Annotated in this window: 16 protein-coding genes; 7 read left to right on the forward strand and 9 right to left on the reverse strand. The window is 46.0% G+C overall.

Annotated elements, in window-relative coordinates:
* Positions 1-9 precede the first annotated feature (9 nt).
* The 3 genes from ACN4EK_RS02745 to ACN4EK_RS02755 are packed head-to-tail and all read left to right on the forward strand — an operon-like array spanning position 10 to position 2206.
* Positions 10-837, forward strand: coding sequence for a P-loop NTPase family protein (locus ACN4EK_RS02745; protein ID WP_431655920.1), 828 nt, complete (start codon positions 10-12; stop codon positions 835-837).
* 14 nt (positions 838-851) lie between these two features.
* The gene (locus tag ACN4EK_RS02750) at positions 852-1634 is read left to right on the forward strand and encodes a DUF6753 family protein (protein WP_431655921.1); all 783 of its coding nucleotides are present in this window, start codon (positions 852-854) and stop codon (positions 1632-1634) included.
* Positions 1631-2206, forward strand: coding sequence for a hypothetical protein (locus ACN4EK_RS02755; protein WP_431655923.1), 576 nt, complete (start codon positions 1631-1633; stop codon positions 2204-2206). The genes ACN4EK_RS02750 and ACN4EK_RS02755 overlap by 4 nt, the downstream gene beginning before the upstream one ends.
* 57 nt (positions 2207-2263) lie before the next feature.
* On the opposite strand, the gene ACN4EK_RS02760 is transcribed toward ACN4EK_RS02755, so the two are convergent.
* A complete protein-coding gene (locus tag ACN4EK_RS02760; RefSeq protein WP_431655925.1) occupies positions 2264-3322 on the reverse strand; it encodes a PDDEXK nuclease domain-containing protein in 1059 nt (352 codons plus the stop codon).
* Between the two features lie 187 nt (positions 3323-3509).
* Here ACN4EK_RS02760 and ACN4EK_RS02765 point away from each other — a divergent pair, with 187 nt between their 5' ends.
* On the forward strand, positions 3510-4184 hold the full coding sequence (locus ACN4EK_RS02765) for a hypothetical protein (protein WP_431655927.1): 675 nt from the start codon (positions 3510-3512) through the stop codon (positions 4182-4184).
* 100 nt (positions 4185-4284) lie between these two features.
* On the opposite strand, the gene ACN4EK_RS02770 is transcribed toward ACN4EK_RS02765, so the two are convergent.
* On the reverse strand, positions 4285-4719 hold the full coding sequence (locus ACN4EK_RS02770; protein WP_431655929.1) for a hypothetical protein: 435 nt from the start codon (positions 4717-4719) through the stop codon (positions 4285-4287).
* Positions 4720-4926: 207 nt separating this feature from the next.
* Positions 4927-5577, reverse strand: a complete 651-nt coding sequence (locus ACN4EK_RS02775) for a hypothetical protein (protein ID WP_431655930.1) — start codon at positions 5575-5577, stop codon at positions 4927-4929.
* 159 nt (positions 5578-5736) lie between these two features.
* On the opposite strand from ACN4EK_RS02775, the gene ACN4EK_RS02780 reads away from it, so the two are divergent.
* A complete protein-coding gene (locus ACN4EK_RS02780) occupies positions 5737-7296 on the forward strand; it encodes an AAA family ATPase (RefSeq protein WP_431655931.1) in 1560 nt (519 codons plus the stop codon).
* Between the two features lie 4 nt (positions 7297-7300).
* Here ACN4EK_RS02780 and ACN4EK_RS02785 read toward each other — a convergent pair whose 3' ends face one another.
* Entirely contained in the window at positions 7301-7855 is a 555-nt protein-coding gene (locus tag ACN4EK_RS02785; protein ID WP_431655932.1) for a hypothetical protein, read from the reverse strand.
* A gap of 33 nt (positions 7856-7888) precedes the next feature.
* On the opposite strand from ACN4EK_RS02785, the gene ACN4EK_RS02790 reads away from it, so the two are divergent.
* The gene (locus ACN4EK_RS02790) at positions 7889-8824 is read left to right on the forward strand and encodes an IS5 family transposase (protein ID WP_431655783.1); all 936 of its coding nucleotides are present in this window, start codon (positions 7889-7891) and stop codon (positions 8822-8824) included.
* Here the strand turns inward: ACN4EK_RS02790 and ACN4EK_RS02795 are convergent.
* Positions 8821-10518, reverse strand: coding sequence for a pentapeptide repeat-containing protein (locus ACN4EK_RS02795; protein WP_431655933.1), 1698 nt, complete (start codon positions 10516-10518; stop codon positions 8821-8823). The genes ACN4EK_RS02790 and ACN4EK_RS02795 overlap by 4 nt on opposite strands.
* A gap of 112 nt (positions 10519-10630) precedes the next feature.
* Here ACN4EK_RS02795 and ACN4EK_RS02800 point away from each other — a divergent pair, with 112 nt between their 5' ends.
* Entirely contained in the window at positions 10631-14644 is a 4014-nt protein-coding gene (locus ACN4EK_RS02800; protein WP_431655934.1) for a LamG-like jellyroll fold domain-containing protein, read from the forward strand.
* 77 nt (positions 14645-14721) lie between these two features.
* Here ACN4EK_RS02800 and ACN4EK_RS02805 read toward each other — a convergent pair whose 3' ends face one another.
* From ACN4EK_RS02805 to ACN4EK_RS02820, 4 genes are all read right to left on the reverse strand, one after another.
* Positions 14722-15798 carry a transposase gene (locus ACN4EK_RS02805; RefSeq protein WP_431655936.1) on the reverse strand — a complete coding sequence of 359 codons (1077 nt, stop codon included), beginning with the start codon at positions 15796-15798 and terminating at the stop codon, positions 14722-14724.
* A gap of 226 nt (positions 15799-16024) precedes the next feature.
* Positions 16025-16957 carry a CHAT domain-containing protein gene (locus ACN4EK_RS02810; protein WP_431655938.1) on the reverse strand — a complete coding sequence of 311 codons (933 nt, stop codon included), beginning with the start codon at positions 16955-16957 and terminating at the stop codon, positions 16025-16027.
* Between the two features lie 22 nt (positions 16958-16979).
* Entirely contained in the window at positions 16980-17411 is a 432-nt protein-coding gene (locus ACN4EK_RS02815) for a hypothetical protein (RefSeq protein ID WP_431655939.1), read from the reverse strand.
* A 96-nt stretch (positions 17412-17507) separates the two neighbouring features.
* The gene (locus tag ACN4EK_RS02820; RefSeq protein ID WP_431655941.1) at positions 17508-17831 is read right to left on the reverse strand and encodes a hypothetical protein; all 324 of its coding nucleotides are present in this window, start codon (positions 17829-17831) and stop codon (positions 17508-17510) included.
* Position 17832 lies beyond the last annotated feature (1 nt).

Genomic DNA, 17832 nt, shown 5'->3' on the forward strand with positions numbered 1-17832 from the left:
GAGAGCGCAATGGCAATCATTCATTTCATTGATGGTGAGAAGGGTGGCGTGGGCAAATCTCTGTTTGCTCGGGTGATGGTGCAATATTGCATCGATCGCCAGTTGCCCCATGTATTGGTAGAAGCCGATCGCAGCAATCCTGACGTAGGGGAAGTCTACCCTGAAGGATGTGAGCGGGCCGTCTTTAGTGAAGCCGAACGCAAAGCCTATGATGCCGATCGCATTTTTGACCTGGCAATCAAAACTCCAGTGATTGTGAATCTTCCCGCTCAGGTCTTTCCAGCCGTCACCGATTGGATTGAGCGTAATGGAGTGCTTGAGATGGGAGCGCAGCATGGGGTCAGTATCTGTAAGTGGTTTATCTGCACTGGCGGCTATGACAGTGTGCAGCTTTTCATCCAATCTTTGAAGCAGTTTGATGGCAAAGTGCAGCATGTTTTTGTCCGCAACTGGGGACTCTGTGATGATTGGTCCCACCTGGACAGTAGAGAGGAACTACAAAAACTCCTGGCAAAGCAAAAAGTCCCCGTGCTTGACTTTCCTAAATTCAGCTATCGAGAGCGGGATCACCTGGATGCCAAGCGACTTGCTTTTTCAGCAGGTAGGGAGAGTGGTGAACTGGGCGTTTTAGGGAAGCAGCGGCTCCATACGTTTCTGAAGAGTGCTTATCAGGCGATCGACCAGGCAAACATCTGGAAACTCTCACCCTCAGAAGTTAGTCCTTCAAAGCCAACTGCGACTGATGAGCCATCAATGGCAGATGGAGAAGCTACCATTCAAACGGCTGAACCAGCAGCCAGCGGTTCTAAATCCCGCAATAGCAAACGTTCAAGCTAAGGGAGGTAAGGCTTATGAGCAATCCCCGCCAAATAGAAGAACCTTTGGATCTAGATGAGCAATTTCTGGAATCGATGGCTGCCAGGGGTAAAGGTCTAAATCGGATTCCCTACCCGACCCTGCTCGATCTAGCAATTCGCGGTAAGGATGATTCTTTCAAAGCCAGGGTTTGGGAAATTGTGGTGCAAACTGGAATTGACCCAGACGATCCAGCTTTTTTGATGCTGGTGGCTACGGGCAGGCTAGAAGTGCTGCTAGAGGACAGCCCCCAAGAGATGGAGACAATGTTTGATCAGTGGCAGACGCAGTTATACGATCGGCTCCAGACCTATGAAAAGGTAGCGATCAAGGGACACCAAAAGGCGATCGCCCAAACCGTCTCTGCTCTGATTCGTCGCACAGAGTTTGAGCGGGCTATTCACTCGGTTCCCTCATTGATTGCAGCCGGGGTATTGCTCCTGGTTACAGCCGGATTGGGAGGATTCTTGGGCATTGCTGGACTTTCCTGGTATCAAGCCAGTCGCCCCCTCGATCCCGCCGGACCCCGACAACTGACATTAGAGCAAGCCAAAGCGTTAGAATGGGCAACCAGTGCCGAGGGACTATTTGCCCGCAACCTAGTGAATTGGAATCAGGACTTGTTAAGCCGCGATCGCAGTGGACAGCTTGTCTGTGCCAATGAAGTGAAGCGTTTGGGTGTCACCCTGGAGATGCTGCCTAATCGAAAAGCGACTGCCGGATTCTGCACGTTATGGGTTCAGCCTCCTAATCAACGCGAATTTGCGCCCGTTCAATGAAACTAAGCATCTATCCAAAGTTTGAGGGGAATTTACCAATGTGGACTTGTAAAACTACTCAATACTGGACAGTCGTGACTTTGGCGGGGATGCTTGCCGTTGGTTGCACTCCTCGCGCAACAAGAGGCGGAAATGAAGCCACTCAAGCGCAAAATCCTTCCATTCCAGAATATCCGCTGCTCTATAATGTGGATGTTAAAGTATGCGGCAACATCATTGCACCACTAAAGGATGGAAAACGCTGCATCACGACTCAACTTCAGCTTTGGGGTCCAGTCGGCGAGGCAAAGCTGGTTCGGACTGGAGTTGCTCTGCCATCCGTGTCCGCTGTACAACACAAAGTTGCGATCGCCTCAAAAGGCTGCTACCCAGCATACTCGCAACCTTCACAAGAACAATTTTACTGGGCAGACACGATTATCCAGGTTAACCGGGGTGGAAAAACCACGATCGAGGTAAAACCCACACAACTTTCAAATCAGCAAGTTCATGAATTGGTCACTGGGAAGCTTTCAAATTCAAGTGTTCCAACCTTCGGCGGTGGTGGCTGTGAACCTGCACTTGCTAGTTGAAATCGCGTTTCGCCAATCGTCCAAGCGCCCTTGGACAATTTTTCATCTCCAAACAGCTTACTCGTCTCGCTCTGTGAGGTCTGCGATCGCCTCCACTGACAAAGTATTCAACTCCATCTCAAGTTGCTCAATGCTGGGCAGACTCCCCTGTAGCGGTTCCGGTAGCGTGTCCTTCAGTCGATAGGTTGCCACACCCACCGGATGCTGAATGTACCGTAACGCATATTCTACCGTTGCTTTATTTTTAGACTTGCACAAGACAATTCCGATCGTTGGATTATCCATTTCACTTCGCAGCAAATCGTCTACAGCAGCAATGTAGAAGCTCATTTTGCCCGAAAATTCAGGTTCAAATTCGACCATCTTCAGATCAATGACCACGTAGCAATGCAGTTTAACGTGGTAGAAGAGCAGATCGAGTTTATATTCCTTGCCGCCTACTTCAAGCGAATACTGGCTACCCAAAAAAGAAAAGCCCACTCCCAGTTCCAGCAAAAAATCTCGAATGTGATCCACCAATGCCCGTTCAAAATCCCGTTCCTGAGCGGCTTCTGCTAGTTCTAAAAACTCAAAATTGTACGGACTCTTCAAAATTTGACGAGCCAAGTCCGACTGACTTTGGGGTAATGTATGGTCGAAATTATTGACCGCATTTCCAACTCGCTGATACAAGCCGCTTTCAATCTGGTGAACCAGGGCACTACGGCTCCAGCCATGTTCGATCGTTTTTTGGGCATACCACAGCCGTTCCTCATTGGCTTTGAGCTTGTCCAGCAAAGCAATATTGTGATACCAAGTAATTTGTCCCATCACTGCCTGAATCAGCGTTTCATCAGGGAAAGCCTGGGCAAAGGCTCGCATATAAAGCAGATTGGAGCGAGAAAAGCCTTTCATCTCCGGAAAAGCATATTTCAGATCTTTGGATAAGCGCTCAATGACTTTAGCTCCCCACCCCTCCTGCTGTTGTTTAGCAAGAATGGCACACCCAATTCTCCAATACAGAGTCACGAGTTCCCGGTTGACTGCGGTAGCTGCCCGCAGTTGAGCACTCTGAATCCATTCTTTGAGGTCATCCAGAAAGCGACCATAGCTATCTGAAGACAGGTTACTTGCCATTTCGTTTACAGAACATGGTGCTGAGGGACATCCAGACCTTACTACACTGTGCAATTGGGCGTTTTACATGACGGGCAGAAACCAGCATATCCTGTACTGGCGGCGGAGAGACCATCAATTGTCCAAGCGATCTTGGACAATTAGTTCTAGCTTATTATATTAAATAGTAAAGCTAGAACAAAAAACTATGCCCAGGAAAAAGTGCGGCTTTAGCTTTAGTTGTGCTGCCATGATGCTTCAGCCAGGGCTAGAACCAAAAGACTGCCCCAACTATGAAACCTGCGGATCTGCCGCTGAGTTAACTCCTGAAGAGGAGGTGGAGCTAATTCAGGTTCGAGAGGTGCAACGGCAGGAAGCGCAGCAGCAATGGGAGCGAATTCAGGAACGTATCCGGGTGAGCCGTCACTGGGCAGCCGTAACGATGTTGATGGAGAGAGGTTGTTCACAATCCCTGGAAGACTTCGGCGTAGTCGATTCATTGGCATCGATCGAAATGAGACTTCAAGAGTTGCGATCGCGTACAGAACAGTTCACCCAAGACTGCTACATCGCTCCCGATAACTGTGAGGCACACCGCTACAATGTCAAGCGCCCGTCTGGAACTTATTGGTATAACAAGCTCACCAGCAGAGAAGCAATTTTTGAGCCAGAGGAAAAAGAGGAGAAAGTCAAGGTTATTCACCTCAGTCATGACGATGATCCACGCAATACTGAGGGACGACTGGGAATTGAGCGCCGCAACCGATTACACCAACTCCAAACACAGCTTCAGATTGCGGAAGGAGCGTTAGAGCAAGCGATCGCACTACTCACTGAACCTTTAGATCTGGTTCTAGCTAATAATGAAAACTTATACAGCTAGAACTATACCCTAACTTTCGGCAGGGTGCGGGTGGGTGGGAAATGAAGTACCCCGACTTATCGCCGGGGTTTGATGTTAAGCTGCTGAAGCTGTCCAGGAATTAGTCATCCAGATTGATGTCTTCTTCCAGGTCAACTTCAAACTCCTCATCCGTATCCAGGTCATCCGTTGTACTCAAGCCGTTTAGCGCATTCAAGCGCCCTGTACGGGTTGCTTTGTGGGCTGCACGGCGATCGCGCACTTCGTCCAGATTTTGCAATCCATAGAGCTTGCGAGCATAGGTCAGCAGATCCCGGAGTGGGGTTTCGGCATAGTCCTTGCGAAACTGAGCATTGTGCTGTTCCCAATCGAACTCCTGTCCGTTGAAACGAGCGGATGCTGCCAGTTCCCGTCCAGACTCCTCCCGTAACACTTCAATCACCATCAGTCGAACTTTCTCCTGATAGGGAATCACCCGTTGCAAAGCGGGAGTGTGCTTCGGTGCCTTGCGTGCAGTATTTTTTGTAGCTTTGCGTGTTGCAGTTGCAGTAACCATGAGAATTGCTCCTTTATGAGTGAGTTGGATTTCTCACCGCAATCGCATCGACAGATGCCTGTTTTGTGCAGTCCAAACTGCTATTCCTTCCGCAGTTGTTACTGCGTTCCACTCCAGCGTGCCAGGGAGGTGGGCGGGAAAAAAGAACCCTGCATCAGTCAAACTAATGCAGGGCAAGCAATCAGGCAGTGAACGAAGCTGAATGTGTTACTCGTCCTCTTCTTCGTCCAGATCCTCGTCTAACTCGTCATCTATATCGTCATCCAGTTCATCACTGGTTTCGTCATCCAGTTCATCATCGAGATCATCAAGGTCATCGTCCAGTTCATCATCCAAATCGTCCAGGTCGTCGTCCTGCTCTGCCTGGAACGAATTGCGCCGCTCCAGTGATGCCCGGTTGAATTCCACCAGGTCTGCAACCGCTTGTTCTGGATCAGTACGAATGGTGTCATACAGAAGACTCATCAGGATCGCCACCACTTCCGGCGGGTACTTCAGAGCATCGGGTTGTCCGAATAGTCGCGGGAACACCTTCGTATTCCATCGCTGCCAGTCGAACTTTTTGTTACCACCCTTCTTCTTCACCTGAGCGGCAATGTCAAGCCCAAGCTTTTCGCGGGTCGCATGCCCAATTTTGGTAGAGACACGAGCATCCCGGAGTTGCAGCTTCACGCCGTACTCCTTGAACACCAAGTTCCGCAATTCTTTGAGCAGTGCTGATGCGTTAGTTTCCGGCGGTCCATCAACCGTTGGTGCTTTGGCTTTGGTAGCTGAGGCTGTACCGTTAGGTTTAGCCATTTTGGAGGTGGCACTGTTGCGAGTGCCGTTGGAGGTGCGAGGTTTTGTGGTTGTTGCCATCTTAATAAACTCTCAAATTCAAGGTTTTCCCTCCCTCGCCGCATTAGCGGCATTTCCCTCCAACACTCCATAACGTTGTTGGGCAAAAGTGTCCATTTGACTGAGGCAAGGAGTGTTTTTGTTTCGTTAGAACCAGGGGAACCCCTACAGGTTCAGATCATGCGACAGTTGCAGGATTGGATAAAACTGATCGAGCAGAACGTTCCGATCGTGGCGCTAGAATATCAGACCCCCGATCGGATGGCGGTGTTGAGCCAGTTTTATCGATGGGGTGAAGTGCGATCGCTTCCGGTTTATGTCTGGAATCCGGGTTTCTCAACACTTCAACAGTTGATAGCACCTCAAGGACAAACGATTCTGAAATCTACAACGCAAACGATCGAGCAAGATATTCTCCAATTCTTGTTAGAGCAGCCAAAACCTGGTATCTACCTTTTGGAAGGAGTTTTGAATAGCACGGTTGCAGAGATGAGTCAGCAACGTTGCTACCAACTCCTAAATACTTACCATCAGGCGCTATGGAACTCCGTGCCTCATTACTGGGTTTTGCTAGAAACTTACGTTCAATTGCCGCTAGAACTACAACCATTTATTCCAGTACTGTCTCATGCACTGCCCGATCACCAACAGGTACAGGCGATCGCTACCCAGTTTTGTAACCAGCATCTCTGGTTGGTCAAAGATGACCCAGAAGCTAAACAGAAACTGATCACAGCTTGTCAGGGATTGCCAATCGGTGAGATTGAAATGGTGCTGAACAGACTGTTGGCATTTGTAGATAGCCCTGAGCAATTAGTGCAACTGATTTTGGAACACAAAATTAACAAACTGCGGGGGCGGGGATTAGAGTACATTGCAGAACCCGATGTACCCACTGCTGCGGGATTAGATTTACTAGAGCGACGGTTGGAGGCGATCGCCTATCTGCTACGACCCGAAGCTCAACAATATGGACTGAGCTTGCCTACGGGCATGGTGCTATGGGGACCACCTGGTACAGGCAAAAGCTTATCTGCCAAATTAGCAGCTAAAAAGATGGGATTACCCCTGCTGGCTGCAAATTGGGGCATTCTCTTGAGCAGTCCTAATCCCGATCGCGCTTTGAAGGAGTTTATTGCTGTAGTCACATCCCTAGCTCCCTGTGTGCTTTACTGGGATGATTTTGATAAGGGCTTTGCGGGCTGGGACTCCAATGCGGATGGCGGGATAGCCCGTCGTCTTTCGGCTGCTTTGCTAACCTGGATGCAGGAACACCAGGAACCGATCTACACGATCGCGACTGTCAATCGTTTAGGACTGCTACCACCTGAATTGGTACGGCGGTTCGAGGACATCTTCTTTGTGGATCTACCTCATGAGGGAGCCAGATATGAGGTGTTCAATCTGCATCTGGCGAAGTACTTTCCGGCGTTTCAGGGAAATGGTCAGTCTCCCTGGACTGATAACCAGTGGCGTAGACTATTGACGGAATACCGAATCTGCACCCCTGCTGAGATTGGGAATGCAGTGCGGCGATGTGCAGAGGAGGCGTTTTACAAGGGCAAACCGGGGCAGATTGAACTGGAGGATTTGTTGGAGCAGCGGCAGCAGTTTACTCCAGCGATGGAGCGAGAGTCGGAACAAATGCAGGCAATTCGGAATTTAGCAACCTATGCGAGACCTGCGAGTGGGGGCGATCGATCAAGGTTTGCCTATGTGCATCGGGAGTTGTTTGAGTAAAGGTTTAGACAACATTGCCACTACCTTCACTGATGAGTTGCGCAATCGCACCCTGAATGGCTGAGGCGATCGTGCCTGGTGGTAAGGCCGTTAGAATTTGTTGTTGCTGCTGCAAGAGAAAGTGTCTAAAGGCAGGATCATTCTGGGCTTCCTTCAAAAGGATTTGCTGAATCAGCTCTGTCTGCATGGGTGGAGTTGTTGCAATATCTTGCAACTGAGACAAGACCTGCTGGGAACCCTGGGAAACCTGAATCTCTGTTCCACTCTGAGTCACCAATGAACGAATCTGCCCAGCCGCTTCGGTGTATTCAATCTGTCCCTGTCCGGTCAGATTGGTGATCGCGCTACCTTCAATGTAGAAGTTAGTACCAAAAGCCTGTTTGCTCAGTTGTTTCAGGGCTTCTGCCTGACTTTCTGAAATCCCAGCGAATTGCCTGACCAGTTGTTGACTCTCGGCCAAGCGTTGCTTGATATCTTCGTAATCGCGGTAAATTGAGTCTTTAATGGTGGTTTCTAGACGGCGTTGTTGCATGAAGAGGAGTTGCGGAGGGCGAGGCATGGTAAGTTTTAATCACCACAACCAAAACAAGCCATGAAACCTCAATACCGCATCCGCAACTGGTCTGAGTATAACGCTGGACTGAAGCAACGGGGAAGCCTCACCTTCTGGATTGAGGAATCGGTTCTGGAGCAGTGGGTGGTCGAAGATTTGAGCGGCAAACCAGGTGCGTCTGTCCTCTATAGTGACCTTGCGATTCAAACGATGGCGACTGTCAAAGCGGTCTATCGCCTGGCTGGACGACAGTGTCAAGGATTTCTCGAATCAATTTTTGAGTTGATGGAAATTGACTTGCCTGTGCCTGACCACAGTACACTATCACGGCGAATTGGGAACCTGAGCATTGACTTACCGATTGTGCCGAAACCGGGTGCTCGTCATGTGGTGGTCGATTCGACTGGGGTAAAAGTCTATGGTGAAGGGGAATGGAAAACCCGTCAGCATGGGGTGAGCAAGCGTCGGACTTGGCGCAAACTGCATCTAGGGGTTGATGAAGCTACGGGCGAGATTGTGGCAATGGTCGTGACAACCAATAATGTGGCGGATGGAGAAGTGCTAGAAGACCTCCTGGAACAGATTGAAGGGGAAATTGAACAGGTTTCAACCGATGGTGCTTATGACCATCGCCATTGCTATGACGAAATTGATGCCAAAGGAGCCAAAGCCGTGATTCCACCGCGCAAAGATGCCAAAATCTGGCAGCATGGTAATCGCAAAGGCAAGCCCCATGCGAGAGATGAAAATCTGCGTCACATCCGCAAACATGGACGCAAACGCTGGAAGCAGGATTCTGGCTATCATCGCCGCTCCATTGCCGAAACCACCATGTTTCGCTTTAAGACAATTTTTGGTGGCAATCTCAGCGCGCGTCAATTTGACAATCAAGCGGTGGAACTGTTCATCAAATGTGCTGCGCTCAACCGGATGATCCAGATCGCTAAACCTGATAGCTACAAAGTTGCAGCTTAATACCAGGACGACCTTAAGGCAGGTCTGGTCGTTTTTCTAATCATGCAACAAAGCCTTTCTAGACTGTCACTGTTTGTCGTGTTCTGGTAGACTTCGCTAAACTGTTGCTCTAGCTGCGCTTCAACCGTTGGGTTAATACTGGTAACCCGAACTACCCATAAGTTTCCGCGTTGTTCAATGCCTTTGAGTTCCAGATCTAACTCTGGTTTCTCGGTTTTGAGTTTATAAAAGGCAAGACTGAGGGCACTATAGCTGAAGTCGCCCTTAAAAATCAGTTCCAGTTCATTTTCCGGTTGTTGGAACAGGGCAGCAAACTCACCAGGTTCAAAGTTGCGGTCGAATGGATAGCGATGGGTTGGTTGACCATCTTCGTATTTTTTGAATACATAGTCACATCGCACCTCAGTGAAGGTGGTCTTGTCGCTAACACTCCAATCTTCGATGCAAGCACCAGTGAGATCGGCTCCGGTAAAGTCGGCTCGTGCGACTTGAGCGCGGACGAGAATACACTCTCTTAAGTCAGAATTTCGCAAGTTTGCCTCCGTCAGGTTGGCATCAATCAGAACGTTCTTACGCAGGTCAACTCCTTGGAAATCTACACCTGCCAGTTGGGTACGAATAAGGATGCTTCCTCTGAGGTCTGCGCTTTTGAGATCTGCACCCGTCAGATTCGTATCGGTCAGATCAAACCCACGCATATCAGCATTTTGCAAGTATGCCCCTTGAAGATTGAATTTGCAAAAAATGGGATCTGGACTACATCCCTTTACTAGCAGCATCTGAACTTTCGGGTTTTCTAAATCAAGGTATTGATTATCAACTCTTGCTCTTTCTAATCCCGTAGTATCTTGAAAACAGACTCGATAAAGCTGACGAGCACGAAGGTCTGAATTAGCTAATTCCGAACCCTTAAAATTCACTCCGCTAAGGTCTATATTTCGGAAAGATGTGCCTCCTAAAGACCCAAATAAAATCGCTAAATATCTTAGGAAACCAGGATATTTCCAAGGTATACGGTGAATATGGTTAGCTAAAAAACCACTAGCAAACACAAGCAAGGCAAGTATAATCCCGCAGAATATTACCAGAAACTGCAAATTTTCCGAGCGCAAAGCTTCGCGAAATGTAGGATATGACTTTTCTAGGGAACTCTCTAGCCATGCCCCTGCCAATGCCCCCAAAAGTCCAACAAAAACACCAAGAATTCTTAAAGGTTCTGCCCTCTTTAACAGAACATCGATCAGAGCAATTGAAAAGCGAGTAACTCCAAAAGAAATCAGGGTAAATGCCAATCCAAAAATAGTAACCGCCAAAGTTACAGAAAATGAGTTGAGTGAATAACCCAATATATTCAGTTGATTAAGAAACAGAAGAAGCATCGCTGCCAAAAATGTGTACAAAATTATACTAATAAGAAGTTTTTTTAACTTAAAAGAAATTACATTCGTGAATACTATGCCCAAGGTGATGACCATGAGAGAATATGGTAAGGTGCCCTTGGTTGTAATTATCTGCAGGCTAGTAAGAGATCCAAGCAAACCACATAAGAGACCTGATATTCCAAATAAAATAAGGGAAAAGGTTAGCAATATAAATTTATTCAAGCGAGTCTGACCTGCTGCTTTGTTCTGAAAATCAGTCTGCAAAGTGTTTTGTCGAAGTCGCTTTCCTTTAATATTGTCGCTTCTCACCATAGGCATTAACTTAAATCAGGGAATTTACAGGATTAAGAGTTCAGAAATTATACTCATTTATACAGAGGTTTTCAATAGAGGTTTTTCAAAAAAAGGTAGGAAGAAGAGCCTTATGGAAAAAGATGTAGACTCAAATGCTAATACTTCAAGACCACTTTGGATATTGAATGACTGGCTCAGGTTGATAAACACATCAAATTTACCCGTAGATCAGGAAGAAATAAAAAAGTTTCTTAACCCACCTCTAGAAAGCGCAGAGTTTATAAAGAAAATATTTCGAGACAGGATTCTTCAAGTAGAGAGGAGTAATTTACCTTCTACAGCCGTAGGAACCCCTGATTTTCTGTCAGTATCTTTTTTGCCAAAAGCTGTGAAGAGGAGTCTTGCGATCTGCCGAATTTTGCAAAATTTCTCTCGAGAAGAATTCATTAAGCTCATTGAGTATGCTCAAGGTTTAAATGAATCACAAAATTTCGACACTCCACAAAAAGTGCAAGAAATTTTTTCAATTCCGCCGCAATATGCTACAGAGATTTTTGGAAATGATTCTGAGCAAAATTCTAAACCTCTTGAGCGCCTCAAATCATACATTGCTGATGCTCATAATAATGAACTTGCTGAAAGTAGATTGGCTAAGCTAAATCCTTTTGCTATTGGTACAGGGTTTTTAGTGGGAGGAAACCACTTACTAACTAATCAGCATGTGCTTCCTACGCAGGAAGTTGCTAGGCGTTGTATCGCTCAGTTCAATTATGCCGAGGGAGAAGAAGGGAATATCTTAGTACCAATTGAATATGAGTTTGATCCCAAGGCATTATTTGTAAGTAATAAAGATTTGGATTATACATTAATTGAGCTAAGAAATGATATTTTCAAGAAACAAGCTGGATATGAGTTTGGTTGGATAGAACTAGTTGAATTCTATGGAGGGATTGCTCCTGGATTGTCTGAGAGGAGTCTTACAGAATTAGGTGACTCCGAAGGAAGCTTAAATGATTTTCTCAATGCGAGTCCTATAGATTTAGAGGCTCTAGGCTATGACGATAAAGACAAAAGCATTCCTGGCGATCCAGTCATTATTGTTCAGCATCCTAGAGGTCGGCGTAAGCAAGTTGTTGTGACCAATAATCGAGTGACTAATAATGGACTTTACAAGAATTTCTTGAGGTATACAGCAGATTCTTTACCAGGAGCCTCTGGTAGCCCAGTTTTTAACACACAATGGCAGTTAATTGGGTTAAACCATGCCTCAATCCCAGATTCAAATGGAAACATTATTGCCGAACAAGGCATTAGAACTTGCCGAATTGTAGAAGACTTAAAGAAGCAATACCTGCACTATCTTTATTTAGACTTCTTTAATTCGCAAGACTCATATAGACGAATCTATTCAAAAAGAATTGTTGATAATTTATATACATTTATTGAAAATTTTGTTGTTACTGCCGAAAAATTAAATCACCTTCAAATACCTTCTTCTCTACTGTTTGATGGTCAAGATGGTCATATAGATCTTAGTAACTGGATGGTAACTGATGAAGAAGTCTCTACTTCTATAAATTCTAACCTCATCATATTTGCTTCTGCAGATTCGATTGGGCAAGTTCAATTATGGAGCAGCAGGCATGAGCAACCTGTAAAAAGATTCCAGGCACATAATGGTTCTGTTTTATGCTTAAATTTTAGTCCTAATGATAGCTCTTTAGCTTCAGGCGGTACTGATGGTGAAGTTAAAATTTGGAACTTGGAATCTTTAGATTCACTAGAGTCTGAGGTTAAAAGCTTCAATAATGGCGAAAATGGAAATCTGGTAGAAGTTCGCTGCATTCGCTTTAGTCCAGATGGCCAAATGCTAGCCTCAGGTGGCAATGATGGAAAAGTGAGACTTTGGAATCTTGAGACCAGTGAATGCAGAATGTTCAAGCATGGCGACTCAGGAGATATTCATAGTCTCTGCTTCAGTTTTGATAGCCAATGGCTTGCCTCTGGATGTCGCAATGGACAAATTAAAATATGGAGCACGATTAACAAACAGCCAGCGAAAGATTCATTGATTAAAAGTTTTAAGTGTAATGGATTAATTCCAACCTTATCTTTCTCGGCTGATGGTAAAGCTCTTATGTCTGCTAGAAAGCGTATTGAGCTCCGACTGCCGTCCGAAGTCAGGCATACTGAGCCTTATCCATGTAATATCTATACTGCGCAGGTTTGGAATTTAGCAGACGATTTAGATAGCTTAACCGAGCCTTCTGTAGAAATAGAGCTTGCGTTCGCTGCTGCCGGTAATGACGACGCAGGTGCTGATGTTCATAGTGTTTGTTTTAGCCCTATGGGGCAATACATAACAGTTAATTGGAACTATGGTGATATAGACATTGTGAACTGGAGAAGCCCTGATGAAAAATGGAATCAGCAAGGGCATGATGATGGCATTGTTGGTTTAGGCTTTTTGATCGATAGTCAAGTACTTGCATCAGCGGATAAAGAAGGTCTCATAGAGTTTACAAACGTTTATGAACATATACCCATGAGGAGATTTTATTTCGATGATTTTCCCAAGAGTATTCCCCTAACAACTGTAGAATTCAAAGAAAATTTATCTTTAAATGATTTAGATATTACAGATCCATATTCCTTTAAGGAAGGAGAACCTTTTAGTATTGAAGTTTGGGTAAATCCTTCTATTGACGGAGAAGGCGGTACAATTCTTTCAAAATCCAACTTTTACAGAAATGAATATAATTTACAAGTCAATTGTTTTGAAAAGAAAGATGAAAATTTTGAACATTCTAAAGTATTTCAAATTCAATTTGAAAGATTAAATTTCATAGTAAAATCCATATCGACTGAGAATAGCTTATTGAAACCTGACTGTTTTAATCATGTTGTGGTTATCTGTGATGCTTCAGAAGTTAAATTGTATGTTAACGGTGTGCAGCTAAAATCACAGCAACAGAAAAAGAATTTACAAAGAGAGAGCCAGAATAAAGATTATTTTCTTCCTACTACCCTTGGAGCTTATTCTATGCAGTTAGGAGCATTTAACACCTATTGCAGTAGATTTAAGGGTAGGATTGCCGAAGTAAGACTTTGGTCAACAAAAATAAGCCATGCTGATATCAACAATAGAAGGTTTAGCCGATTAACAGGAAGTGAGAAGAGCTTGGTAGGATACTGGCGATGTGAAGAAGGGGGAGATTTGCCACTGTTAAATAGTGCACTTATAAGCAGGAAATATGATGAATATCTAAATTCCAAATATTCTTATAAGCCAGGAATACAATATTTGAGTGCCAACAATTTTCCTAGCTTACCTTTTCCAATTGGACTTCATTTCGAAAAAGAGAACTTTGTTGAATGTAATAATGTCGCCTGGAGTAGTGGTGACACGAGTGGTCAAATAACTTCAGTTACGGTTGAAGCCTGGGTCAAGCATCTGTTTGGCAATGTTGAAATTGTTAGTCAGAGTAGGATGAACAAAGATAGTGGTTATACTATATCCTGGGTTGGGAATAAGATTCGTGTAACACTCCAGGACATTGTTTCTCCAAATTCTCAAGCTCAAAAATCTCGATCTACAATAGGAATTTTTGAAACAGCTAATTATGCTCCTACCGATCATGTATGGCATCATATCGCTTTTACCTGGAGTCAAAAGACAGCAGAAGTTGAAATCTATATCGATGGAATTCGACAAAATAGCTTTCCCATTCAAGGTGAATCTGAAGCGGTAGTCGTTGGCGATCAATATAAAAGCGTTGGCAAGTTCTCCTCTGCCCTGTTTACAGAAGCTTTTGAGGCTTCAGATCCCAATAAAAAACCAACACTATACATTGGTCGATCTTCTGACATGAATACCAACTTCCAGTGTTGTATTTCGGAAGTTCGCATTTGGAAAAAAGCCCGCACTCAAGAGCAAATCAGAAAGAATATGTATCGCCGCTTGGAGAGTTTATTATTGAGTGAATCTAAAGACTTTGGGAATGAAGATCTAGTGGCCTATTGGCGATTAGATGATGGCGGAAAGACGAATACACGAGTACGTAATCTCCTGTCAGATGAGAGTTATGGTGAGCTTCAAGGGCAGGCAAAATGGTTTCCTGAGCCTTCAGAGATCATAGAATAACCAGTTAAATAATCTCCTGGAAATTAGAGATGGAGAAAGTTAAACTCCGTCTATTTATCCTGGTTGACTGACAAAACTTAGGGAACAAATCGGTAAGACTGCACAGTAAACTCTCGTTTAGATTGCTGTTGAGCTTGCTTTTTAGATGCAATCGCGGGAGCAGGATCGCGTCCGCCCTGCAACTCAAGTGAGGCAAACAATGCCCAGTCTTTGTGTAGGCAACCTTTGAGCCAATTCCAGCCAATGCGAAAATAGCTGTTGCCCCGCTCCCAATGCACATCAACCCACCGCCGTTTCCCAGCGGTGACGACTTGCTGCCCCTGCACACTCAACAGCAGTGTGGTCACCGCAAGCACCAGACAGAGGCGGGAAAGGGCTGGAACAGAGCGAATTTCAGAGCGTTCCAGTTGAAACCCATTGGACTTTTCATCGAGCAGTTCCTCCTCGATTTGAAACCGTTCACCGTATTCTCGGAACGTTTGCAATGAGACAGGTTCATCACTGACCACCAACCAGAGTTGATGCGAAATGGGGTCACGCCCCATTGCCAAGTTCAAGTTGGGGAGTGGTCGCGTTTTCGTTAAGGTGATCCCTTGTAGCAAAACGCTATCTCCTGCCGCCAAATGATACTGCTTAAGTTGCTTCCAGCCTCGGTGCGGACGGTAGATCCAGACTCGACTTTTCACCCGAATGCGAAAATGCCACTGCAAGTCTTCGCGCAAATAGCGCATCAGCTTTGTATCAGCAAATCCCCGGTCGGCCAGAAATCGGACTGATACTCCAGCAGGCACTAACCGGGCTGCCCGTTTCAACATCAGTTGGTAACACTCAAAGCCAACGCTACTACTGCCGTGGCGCAGCACCCGCCAAATCAAGGGAATGGCACGTCCCCGATACTGAATTGATAACCGGATGAGGCAGAACTCATCCCACAGCATCGTCGTATCCTCAATCAAAATCAGTTCAGACACTCCCCATTGGGCTAATGCTGCCACAATCATGGGGCTGTAGACTCGTTGCACATGGATGCGGCTATTGTGCAACCATCGACTGAATCGGCGTTGATGGCTTTGGGCGAATTTTGCTCGACTCTGCACGTAAACGCCCCATTTGGTCAGGCTAATGCACTCACTACAAATGAGTCCAATCACCATCCAAATCAGGGTTTGCAGATGACGTCGATCTGCCCATGAAGTGGATTGACCCAAAAGGTTGCATAGCTGATCATAAAGACGGGAGGTTCGCATGGTTCAGTTGTGTTTGTGTGGTAACTTTCACACTAATCCGCGAGTGCCCTTTTACCAAGGGCTTAGCCTCCCTCCTTTTCAAGTTTTGTCAGTCAACCAGCTATTTATCTGTAATAGACAAGACTTAATCTGGTCAGCATTTGTTTTGTTGCAGTATAGGAGTCAAATGTTCTGGAATCCCGACCATCTGTATAGCTGCGCAGCCTAATTTGTAGGCAAATTCTATTGATTGTCCGGCCAACAATGCATCATAAAACCCGATCGCAAACTCGATCGCCGCTTGATCCCCGACCGCCCGTTTCATGCCCACCACGTAGGGAATATGCTGGGCGATCGCCCTCGCTTGTACTTCCGAGTAGCAAGCATTCAGCACCACACATTTAACCTGATTGCTAAACAATGCAAACAAGCTTGAGAGCGCTTCTCCTGACACCAATTTAGGCTGTCCAATTTCATCCTCAAACATTAACCCTTCTGGCTCTGCCGTGCTATCCGTAACCACGGTTGCTTTTCTTGAAAGCACTTGCTGATCTGAATCTTCCGTTCCAACCCCATGCCCTGAGAAGTGAACAATCTGGGGTTGGCAATCAAGCAATGCTCGTCGCATGTCTATGGCAGTCACAGCCCAACGCTGCTCAAGTTTGAAGCGATCGCGGTATCGAGAACGCTCTAACCCCATTTGCAGCGATCGCACTTCTTCTCCCAGTCGTAGGGGCGAGGTTCCTTTTGGGTTCGCTGCCAAGACTAGAATCGTCTTGACTACTTGAGGCTGATCAGGCTCTCTAGTATCATCATTGGGAAACGGCTGGTGGGGAGCTTCTTGATAATAAATATTTCCAGCCCCCGTGAAATTTTTAATAGAGCTATTCAAGATATTAAAAACTGGTCCCTGCACATTACCCATCGCCGTACCACCTGACATCTGCCCGATCGCTTGATTGCGATCGCCCTTCACTGTTTGCTGAACATCAGTTGCTGGAGGATGAGAAGCCTCTGAAGAATCGACTGTATCTGGAGAAGACAAGTCTGTAGAAGTTTGATTCTGATCTGGTAATTCGTTGCTCATTGCGGTTTAGGCTGACTCTTGCTTAATTCAGCGTGACATTACCCTGCACGTTGCCAAGGACATTCCCACCCGTCACCTGTCCCAGCACCTGGTTCTGATCACCCGTCACAGTCTGGATGATTTGATTGCCAGACGTACCATCGGGGGCATCTTCTTGCAGAATTTGGGCGATCGCTGTTGCCAAATCTGAATTGTCCTTCAACAAAGTTTCTAGTTCTTCCTGAAAAACAGCTTTACGAGCTTTACTGTCTGGCTTTGTAGCCACCTGCTCTGCCGCCATCTTCAAATCTTCCTTTGTTTCGATCTCTGGATGCAACTTCGACCAGACTGCCTTTGCTTTGTTCCAGGCATCCTCACCAAATTTCTCCGCAACTTTTTCTGATGCCTTGCTACCTAACTTCATCAGGAAAGGTAGAAAAGGGGCAAGAAAGGCAGTTAACAATGCAACGTCCATTAGCAAAACCTCCGTTACTGACAGAAATAAGAAACTTCAGATTACAGGGAGTGTTTACCCTCTCTTGTTCGTTTCAAGCGGAGAAATCGATTTCGTCTATTCCCCCTCTACTCTACCAAGGTAGACACTTTTCAACCCCATCGTTCCTTTCTTCGTCACTCCCCAGTAGCGCAGATAGCGGTAAGGTCCATAAACCTTACCTGTTTCAGAATCCGGAATCATCTTTAGCTCAATATGCCCTCGTCCCCCGTGCTTCCCCAGCGGTGTGCCATCCTCACGAGTCTCTTGGTTCTCCTCCTCTGCTTCCTCCCGCCGCGACTCCAGTAGCCCCTGAATCATTTCAGCCAAATCCCCCAACTCTTCATCACTCCAATCCTGGAGTTCCTGAATCAATCGCGCTGCTTTGCTCCGCTTTGGCATC

This window comes from Pantanalinema rosaneae CENA516 (genome assembly GCF_050753385.1).
GTDB lineage: Bacteria > Cyanobacteriota > Cyanobacteriia > Leptolyngbyales > Leptolyngbyaceae > Pantanalinema > Pantanalinema rosaneae.